The 10369-nt window shown below is 68.1% G+C and carries 11 protein-coding genes; 3 read left to right on the forward strand and 8 right to left on the reverse strand.

From position 1 onward, the window contains the following. Positions 1 to 1352 (reverse strand): MocR-like pyridoxine biosynthesis transcription factor PdxR (gene pdxR, locus E1261_RS39250; RefSeq protein ID WP_132414829.1); only part of this gene is annotated, 1352 nt, incomplete at its 3' end. Between the two features lie 28 nt (positions 1353 to 1380). On the opposite strand from pdxR, the gene E1261_RS39255 reads away from it, so the two are divergent. From E1261_RS39255 to E1261_RS39260, 3 genes are read left to right on the forward strand one after another with little or no spacing between them, the layout of a single operon-like run. After that, positions 1381 to 2172: a class I SAM-dependent methyltransferase gene (locus E1261_RS39255; RefSeq protein ID WP_132414830.1), complete on the forward strand. Its 792-nt coding sequence runs from the start codon at positions 1381 to 1383 to the stop codon at positions 2170 to 2172. Continuing rightward, on the forward strand, positions 2169 to 2312 hold the full coding sequence (locus E1261_RS45635) for a hypothetical protein (RefSeq protein ID WP_165952804.1): 144 nt from the start codon (positions 2169 to 2171) through the stop codon (positions 2310 to 2312). Before E1261_RS39255 ends, E1261_RS45635 begins: the two co-directional genes overlap by 4 nt. Before the next feature lie 31 nt (positions 2313 to 2343). Continuing rightward, positions 2344 to 3828, forward strand: a complete 1485-nt coding sequence (locus E1261_RS39260) for a CYTH and CHAD domain-containing protein (protein ID WP_132414831.1) — start codon at positions 2344 to 2346, stop codon at positions 3826 to 3828. A 118-nt stretch (positions 3829 to 3946) separates the two neighbouring features. Here the strand turns inward: E1261_RS39260 and E1261_RS39265 are convergent, their stop codons facing one another. The 7 genes from E1261_RS39265 to E1261_RS39295 all read right to left on the reverse strand — a co-directional run. After that, entirely contained in the window at positions 3947 to 5590 is a 1644-nt protein-coding gene (locus E1261_RS39265) for a solute symporter family protein (RefSeq protein WP_238176719.1), read from the reverse strand. Continuing rightward, positions 5587 to 5925 carry a DUF485 domain-containing protein gene (locus E1261_RS39270; protein ID WP_132414832.1) on the reverse strand — a complete coding sequence of 113 codons (339 nt, stop codon included), beginning with the start codon at positions 5923 to 5925 and terminating at the stop codon, positions 5587 to 5589. Before E1261_RS39270 ends, E1261_RS39265 begins: the two co-directional genes overlap by 4 nt. 188 nt (positions 5926 to 6113) lie before the next feature. Further along, positions 6114 to 7664, reverse strand: coding sequence for a sodium/solute symporter (locus tag E1261_RS39275; protein ID WP_132414833.1), 1551 nt, complete (start codon positions 7662 to 7664; stop codon positions 6114 to 6116). Positions 7665 to 7666: 2 nt separating this feature from the next. Continuing rightward, on the reverse strand, positions 7667 to 8053 hold the full coding sequence (locus E1261_RS39280; protein WP_132414834.1) for a hypothetical protein: 387 nt from the start codon (positions 8051 to 8053) through the stop codon (positions 7667 to 7669). A 1-nt stretch (position 8054) separates the two neighbouring features. Continuing rightward, entirely contained in the window at positions 8055 to 8798 is a 744-nt protein-coding gene (locus tag E1261_RS39285; protein ID WP_132414835.1) for a LytR/AlgR family response regulator transcription factor, read from the reverse strand. A 10-nt stretch (positions 8799 to 8808) separates the two neighbouring features. Beyond that, positions 8809 to 9939, reverse strand: a complete 1131-nt coding sequence (locus E1261_RS39290) for a histidine kinase (RefSeq protein WP_132414836.1) — start codon at positions 9937 to 9939, stop codon at positions 8809 to 8811. A gap of 17 nt (positions 9940 to 9956) precedes the next feature. Beyond that, positions 9957 to 10369: metallophosphoesterase family protein (locus E1261_RS39295; protein ID WP_132414837.1), on the reverse strand; the 413-nt coding region annotated here is incomplete at its 5' end.

Genomic DNA, 10369 nt, shown 5'->3' on the forward strand with positions numbered 1-10369 from the left:
TGCCAGGAGAGGGGGTGGACTTTGATGCCGGCGGCCAGGGCGGCGGTGGCCAGGGCTACGTCGTCGATGTCCGGAGGGAAAGTGATGGTCAGGTGGAGGCCGGCGGCGGCTCCGTGGACTGTTGCGGTGGGCAAGTAGTTGGTGATGGCGGTGGCCATGGCGTCGCGGCGGGTGCGGTGGCGGCGGTGGACGTAGCGGAGTTGGCGTTCCAGTTCGCCGGAGTTCATCAGGTGCGCGAGGGTGAGTTGGGGGAGGGCGGCGTTGCCCAGGTCGGCGCGGCGTTTGAGCGCGATGAACTCGTCGCGGTAGGCGGCCGGTGGGACGATCCAGCCGATCCGCAGCGCGGGTGCGAGGATCTTGGAGATGCTGCCGGCGTAGATCACCTGCTCGGTCTGCATCGACCGCAGGGCTGGGATCGGCGGGCGGTCGTAGCGGTGCTCGGCGTCGTAGTCGTCCTCGAAGATCAGCCCACCGTCGGCGGCCCACTGCAGGAGGTCGCGCCGCCGTTCACCCTCCAGTACGACGCCTGTCGGGAAGTGGTGCGCCGGAGTCACCATGACCACATCAACACCCGACTGACGCAGTACGTCGACCTGCAGTCCACCGGAGTCCACCGGGATCGGCCGGGTCCGGAGTTGCCATTCCTCCAGGTGCTGACGCGAACCGAGTGAGCTCGGATCCTCCACCGCGATCTCGGTGATTCCACGAGCTGCGAGGAGTTGGGTGAGCAGGGCGATGGCCTGGGCGACTCCGGCGACGATGATCACCTCGTCCGGGGTGGCGGTGATTCCGCGGTAGCGGGCCAGCCAGGTCGAGACGGCCGCGCGCAATTCCGGCGTACCGGAGGGGTCGCCGTACCCGAAGGCGGAGGCCTCGAGGTTGCTGAGGACTGCGCGTTCGGAGCGCAGCCAGGCGGCGCGGGGGAACGAGGCGAGATCCGGTACGCCGGGGGTCAGATCGATCCGGGCCGGGGCAGCGCGAAGGGTGTCGAAGATGTCGAGGCCGGGCGCATCGATCCGTGGCACCCGTGACTGGGCGCGTGGCGGCGCGGGGGCCACGGCCGGAGCGGCGACCACGACTGTCCCCGAGCGCCCTCGGCCGCTGACCTGGCCGTCCTCGGTGAGTCGCTGGTAGGCCTCGGTGACGACGCCGCGGGAGACCTGCAGTTCGGCCGCCAGTAATCGGCTGGACGGGAGGCGGCTGCCGATCGCCAGCCGGCCGTCGGAGATCGCGGCTCGGAGTTGGTCGGTCAGCCAGTCGGCCAAACCGCCAGCTGGGGCTTCCATAGCGTTCAACTGGAGGAAGTCCGCTCCATTGGTCCTGCTGAAGTCACCACGATTGGACCTGTCCATCGGACCATTGTGACGGCACCGTGGAGTTATGAGAACCGATTACGTGCATGGCTACACCCCGGCGGAGACGCGTCGGCTCGCAGATCAGGCGCAGACTCTGGCCGAGCTCCTGCACGGTGGCATCGCGTATCCGCCGGGAGCGCGGGTGCTCGAAGCCGGCTGTGGGGTCGGCGCCCAGACGGTCCAGCTGGTCACCCGGCATCCCGGGATCGATCTGGTCGCGATCGACATCTCCGAGGAGTCGCTCGCCCAAGCCAAAGAGCGAGTCGGCCCCGATGCGCGGGTCGAGTGGCGGTGCGCCGACCTTGAAGAGCTCCAGGGTGAGGAGTTCGACCACATCTTCGTCTGCTTCGTCCTCGAACACCTCCGCGATCCGACCGCTGCGCTGATCGGCCTGCGCCAACTGCTGCGGCCCGGCGGAACCATCACGGTCATCGAGGGCGATCACCAGTCGGCGTTCTATCACCCGCGCAGTGCGGCCGCGCAGGCCGTGATCGAGTGCCTGGTCGATCTGCAGGCCGAGGCCGGCGGCGACTCGCTCATCGGCCGCCGGGTGCAACCGCTCCTCGCGGCGGCCGGGTACGACGACGTCCGCACCGAGCCAAGGACCGTGTACGCCGACGAGACGCTGCCGCACCTGGTCGACGGCTTCACCCGGAAGACGTTCATTGCGATGGTCGAGTCCGTACGTGAGCAAGCTCTCGCTCAACGTCTGCTCACACCAGCCGAATGGGCCGCAGGCATCCGGGACCTGGAGCGGACGGCCGAGCCCGGCGGCACCTTCCACTACACGTTCTTCCGCGGGATTGGGCGGACATGATCGGATTCGTGGCGGTCGTCGTACTGACCGTGTGGGGCCTGCAGCGCAACCGCCGGCGGCAACTCCGGACCACCTCGACCAACGGCATCCCCGACCGCGATCTGGAACGGCTCATAGCCGACTTGCGGGCACTCGCCTGACCAGTTCATGAACTGCTGGTAAACAAGAGGCATGCCGACCGAGCAGACCGAGATCGAGACCAAGTACGACGTCGCCGAGTCGACCCATCTTCCGGCGCTGCACGAGTTACCTGGGGTGGCGAGCGTTGCGCAACCGGTCGAGCTCGACCTGGAGGCGGTGTACTTCGACACCGAGGCGCTGGACCTCGCCGCGAACAGTGTGACCTTGCGCCGGCGGACCGGCGGTGAGGACGACGGCTGGCACGTGAAGTTCCCGAAGTCGTCCGGCGCGCGGCTCGAGGTGCAGTATCCGCTCGGCCGGGCGGTTCGGAAGGTTCCGATCGCGCTCGTCCGCTCGGTCCGGGTGCACGTCCGCGACAACGAGCTGATCCCGGTGGTCACGCTGCAGACGCGCCGCGTGGTGCACCGCCTGCTCGACGCGAACGGCGACGTACTGGCTGAGCTGGCCGATGACCGCGTCACGGCGACGGCAGGTGACAGCGAGCCGGACAGCTGGCGTGAGTGGGAGGTCGAGCTGGTCGGCGGCGACCGCGAGCTGCTGGCGGCGGCCGAGGCTGTACTGCGTTCTGCCGGTGCCGAGCCGGCAGCCGGACCGAGCAAGCTGGCGCGCGCCCTCGGCGATCGGGTGCCGGCCCGCGACGAGTGGGAGCTGCCCGAGAAGCCGCGGACGGCTGACGTGTTCCGGGCGTACGCCATCGACCAGGTGCGAGCGATCCGCCAGCGGGATCCTGAGGTACGGCGGGATGCGCCGGAAGGGATCCACAAGTTCCGGGTCGCGACCCGGCGGCTGCGGTCGGCGCTGGCGACGTTCCGTCCGCTCATCGACCGCGAGGTCGGTGACGAGATCCGGGCCGAGCTGAAATGGCTGGCCGGTGAGCTCGGGGTGGCGCGGGATGCCGAGGTTCAGCGCGCGCACTTCGCTGCCGAGGTCGGTGAGCAGCCGGTCGAGCTGGTGATGGGCCGGGTGGCCGCGCGGATCGACGACCATCTGCGCGCGGTCTACAAGGAGGGCCGGGCGGGTGCGCTGGCCGCGCTGGAGAGCGAGCGGTACTTCCGGCTGCTGGACACGCTCGATCAGCTGATCGCCGAGCCGCCGCTGACCGGTCACAACCGGAAGGCCGCCAAACAGCTCCCCGAGTTGCTGCACCACGACCTGAAGCGGATGAGCAAAGCGGTTCGCCGGGCGCAGGACGCCGAGACGGCGGAGGAGCAGGACCACGAGCTCCACGAGGTGCGCAAGGCCGCGAAACGACTCCGGTACGCCGGAGAGGCCGCCGTACCGGTGTTGAGTGACGAGGGCACCAGGCTGGCCACGCGGGGCGAGGAGGTGCAGGAGATTCTCGGCGACTTCCAGGACTCGGTGGTGTCCCGCGACCTGCTGCGGGAGCTCGCCGTACAGGTGCACCTGGAGGGTGGCAACGCGTTCACCTTCGGCCGCCTGCACGCGATCGAGGAAGCGCGCGGCAAGGCGTCCATCGAGGCGTTCCTCGAAGTCTGGCCTTCACTGAAGTTCTAAAGCGATACAGCAGAAGGTCCCGGTTCAGGGGAATACCGGGACCTTCTGGAGGCGGAACTTTGGGGCTGCCAGGCAGGTCCGCCTGCGTTCGGCAGGACCTACCTGACAGGTCTAGGGGTTAGTGCGCGACCGCCTTCTCGGCGCCCGCACCGGTCAGGGAGCGGACCTCCATCTCGGCGAACTTGTCGACATCGACCTGCTCCTTGCTGGTCAGCGTGCCGACGATGCCGAGCACGAAGGCCAGCGGGATCGAGACGATGCCGGGGTTGTCCAGCGGGAACCAGCTGAAGTCGATTCCTGTGTCGGTGATCATCGACAGGCTCGCGCCGGTCTTCTTGTCCACCTTGCCGGAGACGACCGGGCTGAAGACGATCAGGAAGATCGCCGAGCCGAGACCGCCGTAGATGCTCCAGAGCGCGCCGCGGGTGTTGAAGCGCCGCCAGAACAGCGAGTACAGGATGGTCGGCAGGTTCGCGCTGGCCGCTACCGCGAAGGCGAGCGCCACCAGGAATGCGATGTTCTGGCCGTTGGCGAAGATGCCGCCGACGATCGCGACCGCACCGATCACCAGCACGGTGATCCGGGCGACCCGGACCTCGCCGTCGCCGCTGACCTGGCCCTTCTTGATCACCTGGCCGTAGATGTCGTGCGCGAAGGACGCGCTCGCGGTGATCGTCAGGCCGGCCACCACGGCCAGGATGGTCGCGAAGGCGACCGCCGAGATGACACCCAGCAGGATCTCGCCGCCGAGCTCGTAGGCGAGTAGCGGGGCTGCCGAGTTCGCCTTGCCCGGAGCCGCGCGGATCACGTCCGGTCCGACCAGCGCCGCGGCGCCGTACCCGAGCACCAGGGTGAACAGGTAGAAGATGCCGATGATCCAGATCGCCCAGCTGACGCTGCGACGGGCCTCACGCGAGTTCGGCACGGTGTAGAAGCGCATCAGGACGTGCGGCAGACCCGCCGTACCGAGAACCAGGGCCAGGCCGAGCGAGATGAAGTCGAGCTTGCTGATCCCCGTTGCGCCGTACTGGAGACCCGGGCTGAGGAGCTTCTCCCCGACCGCCGGGCTCTTGTCGACTGCGGCGCCCAGCAGGCTGGACAGGTTGAAGGCGTACTTCGCCAGCACCCACAGCGTCATGATGCCGGCGCCGAGCACCAGCAGCACCGCCTTGACGATCTGCACCCAGGTGGTGCCCTTCATGCCGCCGACCAGCACGTACGTGATCATGATGATGCCGACGACCGCGATCACGACGCTCTGCCCGGCCCGGTCGGAGATGCCCAGCAGCAGTGCCACCAGGCCACCGGCGCCGGCCATCTGGGCCAGCAGGTAGAAGAAGCAGACACCCAGCGTCGAGATGGCCGCGGCCATCCGGACCGGACGCTGCTTGAGCCGGAACGACAGTACGTCGGCCATCGTGAACCGGCCGGTGTTCCGGAGCAGCTCCGCGACCAGCAGCAGCGCCACCAGCCAGGCCACCAGGAAGCCGATCGAGTACAGGAAGCCGTCGTACCCGTTCAGCGCGATGGCGCCGGCGATGCCGAGGAACGACGCGGCGGACAGATAGTCACCGGCGATCGCGATGCCGTTCTGCGGGCCGGTGAAGGAACGGCCGCCGGCGTAGAAGTCGGCCGCGCTCTTGTTGTTGCGGGAGGCCCGGATCACGATGGCCAGGGTCGCCACCACGAACAGCGCGAAGATCGCGATGTTCACCTTGGGGTCCCCGACGGTTGCCTGCGGCAACAGCATTGGCGCGCTCACTTGGTCTCTCCCTCGATCTGGTCACGCAGGTGCTTGGCGTCCGGGTCGAACTTCTTGTCGGCCCAGCGGACGTAGAGCAACGTGATCGCGAACGTGGAGACGAACTGGCCGAGCCCGAACAGCAGGCCGACGGTGATGTTGCCGGCGACCTTGTGAGCCATGAACTTCGGCGCGTAGTCGGCGAGCAGGACGTAGACGAAGTACCAGACCAGGAACAGTCCGGTCATCGGGAACACGAAGCGGCGGAACCGGCGGCGCAGTTCGGAGAAGTCCGGTGACAGCTGAACATCTCGGTACGTCGTCAGTTCCGGGTCGCCCGGCCGGGTATCACTCATGCGCGGGACCTCCAGACAGGGGATAGGCCGGGCGGAACCGGCAGTGTGTGCTGCCCCGTACTGTGGTCCAGCTCACGCCCGCCCGACAGCACCCACACGCATCGAGCGCTCAGCGGCCCAGCCCGGGCGACCGGCGGGCCGACCTCGTGCGGTGAACGGTCGATCCCCCACGACCAGCGGCCCCAAGGTCAGGGCAGTGGCGTGGGGTTGCGGTCGACGTTGACGGCTTCAGGGGTGTGCAGGCGGACCAGGCTGCGGGCGGCCCCGGCGGGGATCGACTGCGGCGTCAGCTTGGAGACCACGATGACGGTGAGGAAGGCGAGCGGCATCGTCCAGGCGGCCGGCTGGACGACCAGGGCGCGTGGCCAGCCGGCGGTGGGGGCGCCGATCACGTTGATCAGGGCGGCTGCGCTGGCCGCGACACCGCCGACGATCAGACCGGCTGCGGCGCCGGTGGTCGACATGCGGCGCCACCAGATGCCGAGGACCAGCATCGGGCAGAAGGTCGAGGCCGCTACGGCGAACGCGAGTCCCACGGTGTCCGCGAGGCTCAGGGCGCCGGTGAGCCGGAAGGCGACGTACGGGACAGTCATTGCGAGCAGTGCGGCGATGCGGAAGCTGTTGACGGCCAGGTAGTCCCCACCGGTCAGACGGGTCAGTCTGGTTCGCAGCAGGTCCTGGTCGATCACTCCGGCGATCGCGACGGTCAGTCCGGATGAGGTGGACAGGAACGCGGCGAAAGCTCCGGCTGCGACCAGCGCTCCGAGCAGGTCTCCCGTCGTACCGGGGAAGATGCGGCTGGGCAGCTCCAGTACGACGGTGTCCGCTGCACCTGTGACCAGGTCTGGCGCGAACGAGCGGCCGAGGATCGCGTAGACCGGTGGGAACAGGTAGAACATTCCGAGCAGGGCCAGGACGACAACCGTCGTACGGCGGGCTGCGCGGCCGTCCGGGTTCGTGTAGAAGCGGACCAGTACGTGGGGAAGGCCCATGGTGCCGAAACACAAGGCCAGTAAGAGCGAATAGGTCGAATAGAGCGGGTGGTCGCGGCCACCGGCAGTGGAGAGCGGTTCGGCCCATTCGGCGGCAGCACCTTGCAGTGAATGGAGTACGCCGATCTGGTGGTCGCCGGAGCGCCAGGCGATCAGGATGACGAAGATCGGTGTGGCCAGTGCTGTGAGTTTCAGCCAGTACTGGAAGGCCTGGACGAAGGTGATCGAGCGCATGCCGCCCGCGGCCACGTTGATCACCACGATGACGGCCACGACGGCCGCACCGACATCCGGTGGCGCTCCGGTGACGGTCTGGAACGTCAGACCAGCTCCGCGCAGTTGTGGCAGTAGATAGAGCGTTCCGATGCCGACAACCAGGCCGGAGCAGATGCGGCGCACCATGGCCGACTGGAAGCGGGTTTCGGCGAAGTCGGGCAGTGTGTAAGCGCCGGAACGGCGGAGTGGTGCAGCTACGAGGACGAGCAGCATCAGGTAGCCGACGGTGTAGCCGACTGAGAACCACAGCATGTCGGCGCCGTTCACCAGCACCAGACCGGCGACGCCCAGGAACGATGCGGCGCTCAGATACTCACCGCTGATGGCAGACGCGTTCCAGCGCGGCGTGACCGCCCGGCTGGCGACGTAGAAGTCGCTGGTGGTCCGGGAGATCCGCAGCCCGAACAGACCGATCCCGATCGTTGCCACGATCACCAGTCCGATGCCCGTCAGGCTCATTGCTGAGGACATGACTACTGCCGCCCGACGAACTCGGTGAACTCGGTCTCGATGCGTTCTGCCTTGCGGACGTAGATGCGGGCGGCGACGTACACGACCGGGTAGACGACGATGCCGAGGATGATCCAGGGGAGCGGGAGGCCGAGGATCGCGAAGGTCCGGGTCGGCGGGACCAGCCAGAACAGCAAGGGGATGCTGCCGAGGATCAGAGCGGTGCCGCCGATCACTGCGAGAGTCAGGCGGAGCTGGGACTGGATCAGCGAGTTCATGTAGACCTCACCGAGCCGCGTCTGCTCGTCGATCTCCCGCGTACCGGCCGGAGTGGTCGGCCGACGGGCCGCACTGGTCCGCGGACTCGTCACTCGGACGCGGCGGGGACCCGGAGGTGTGTTCGTGCTCATGTCATGGGCGCAGTGAGGTGGAGCGGACCAGGAGGTCGCGGAGCTCACGTGTGTGCCGCCGGCTGACCGGAAGCCAGTCATCACCGACCCGCACGGCGCAGCGGCCGCTCTCGACGCGCATCTCGTCCACGTGCGCGAGAGCGACGAGAGTACTGCGATGGATCCGGGTGAAGCCTGCGTCGCGCCAGCGCTCCTCCAGCGTGCTGAGCGGGATGCGGACCAGGTGTGAGTTCTGGCCGGTGTGCAGCCGGGCGTAGTCGCCCTGGGCCTCGACATAGCGGACCGACGAGCGCTGCACGAACCGCGTCACCCCGGCCAGCTCCACCGGGATCACCTCGTCACCTTCATCGGCAGGTGCCGGTGACGCCGGTGCACCGGCGGTGACCACGCGCCGGACTGCCTCGGCCAGCCGCTCAGCGCGGACCGGCTTCATCACGTAGTCCGTGGCCTCCAGCTCGAACGCCTGGACCGCATGCTCGTCGTACGCGGTGACGAAGACGATCTGCGGGCGGCTGGCGAACTTCGACAGCACCCGGGCCAGGTCGATCCCGTCCAGACCGGGCATCTTGATATCGCAGAACACCACGTCCAGGTCGGCCGCCTGCAGGATCTTCAGCGCCTCGGGGCCGTTGGAGGCAGTCCGGATCTCACCGATCCGGTCGTCACGCCGGAGCAGGTACACCAGCTCGTTGAGCGCCGGCTCCTCGTCGTCCGCGACCAGCGCCCGCAGTGGTATCTCCGCCATAACCCTCACCTTAGGGTGATGCGTGCACCCCTGAGGAGTATTTGGGAATCCGGAAGGTCACCTTCGTGCCCGCGTCGACCTGCGTCTCGACGACCAGGCCGTAGGCGTCGCCGTACACCTGCCGTAGTCGCGCGTCCACGTTGCCGAGGCCGATCGAGTCGCTGGAAGACTCACCGGCGAGGACCGCGCGGATGACCTCGGGGTCGCTGCCGGCGCCGTCGTCCTCGACGCTGATCTCCGCCTCGTTGATCTGGTCCCGGGCGCGGATGGTGATCCGGCCGATACCGGTGGTGCCCTCCAGACCGTGCCGTACGGCGTTCTCCACCAGCGGCTGGACGACCAGGAACGGTACGACGACCGGCAGCACCTCAGGCGCGATCTGGAGCGAGACGGTCAGCCGCTCACCGAAGCGGGCCTGCTCTAGAACCAGATAGCGCTCCACATTGCGCAGCTCGTCGGCGAGCGTGGTGAACTCGCCGCCACGACGCAGTGCGTAGCGGGAGAAGTCAGCGAACTCCAGCAGCAGCTCACGCGCTCGCTCCGGGTCTGTGCGGACGAACGACGCTATGGCAGCCAGGGCGTTGTAGATGAAGTGCGGGCTGATCTGAGCGCGCAGTGCGCGCAGCTCGGCCTCCATGGCTCGGGTGCGTTCCTTGTTGAGCTCTGCGAGCTCTACCTGACCAGACACCCAGCGGGCGACCTCTTCGGTCGCCCTGACCAGTGCTGCCGACGACCGCTCGCTGTACGCGACCAGTACGGCGACCACGCGCTCCTCGATCACGATCGGCGCGACGGACGCCGTACGGATCGGGCACTGCGGGTCTCCGCAGGCAACGTCGTGGACGCCGAGTACTGCGGTCCGGCCGGTGCGGAGAGTCGGTCCGGCCAGGGAGCGGGCGTCACGACGGTGGTTGCTCTCGTACGCGCCGCCGACCCCGTCCCACGCCAGTACGCCGGAGGAGTCGCAGATCGCGATGGCCGCCGTACCGAGGAGGTCTCTGAGGTGGCGGCTCGCTTTACCGGCTGCGGCGGGGGTTAGCCCTTCGCGCAGGTATGGACTGGCCAACGAGGCGGTATGCAGAGTCGCATACGTCGCCTTGTCAGCCGGAGTGCCGAAATGCTTCCGCCGCCGCGCGAACACCCCACGACCGTAGCCGCTCACCCCTCAGCTCGGGCTCTGAACGCGTCGAGCGCCTCCGTGTCGGAGTAGTTGGTCAGCAGGTACTCATCCACCCACTGCTGCCGGCCCGGGTACGACGACGTCTGGACGATCTGGTGTGCCGCCGACTCCCGATCCAGGGCCGACCGGCGGAGCTGAACCCCTTCCGGCGTGACCAGCGCCCAGCTGGGACCCGGAGCGCCGTACGGCATCCCCACACTTCCGGCGTTGACCACAGTCCGCCGATCCACCTGCCGTACGAACGGCATGTGGGTGTGGCCGCACACCACTGTCCTGATGCTGTCCGGCACACCGCCCAGTACGTCGAGCCACCGAGCGATCGGACTGTCCACCAGCACGACCTCCTCGTCGTCCCGAGGCGTCGCATGACAAACCAGCACGTCCCCGAACG

The organism is Kribbella albertanoniae, assembly GCF_004348455.1.
In the GTDB taxonomy this organism is placed as follows: domain Bacteria; phylum Actinomycetota; class Actinomycetes; order Propionibacteriales; family Kribbellaceae; genus Kribbella; species Kribbella albertanoniae.

Excerpts from the sequence above, each read along its gene's own strand:
- E1261_RS39255 (WP_132414830.1), top strand. The coding sequence starts at position 1,381 with ATGAGAACCGATTACGTGCATGGCTACACCCCGGCGGAGACGCGTCGG.
- E1261_RS39270 (WP_132414832.1), bottom strand. The coding sequence starts at position 5,925 with ATGAGTGATACCCGGCCGGGCGACCCGGAACTGACGACGTACCGAGAT.
- E1261_RS39285 (WP_132414835.1), bottom strand. The coding sequence starts at position 8,798 with ATGGCGGAGATACCACTGCGGGCGCTGGTCGCGGACGACGAGGAGCCG.
- E1261_RS45635 (WP_165952804.1), top strand. The coding sequence starts at position 2,169 with ATGATCGGATTCGTGGCGGTCGTCGTACTGACCGTGTGGGGCCTGCAG.
- E1261_RS39280 (WP_132414834.1), bottom strand. The coding sequence starts at position 8,053 with ATGAGCACGAACACACCTCCGGGTCCCCGCCGCGTCCGAGTGACGAGT.
- E1261_RS39275 (WP_132414833.1), bottom strand. The coding sequence starts at position 7,664 with ATGTCCTCAGCAATGAGCCTGACGGGCATCGGACTGGTGATCGTGGCA.
- E1261_RS39260 (WP_132414831.1), top strand. The coding sequence starts at position 2,344 with ATGCCGACCGAGCAGACCGAGATCGAGACCAAGTACGACGTCGCCGAG.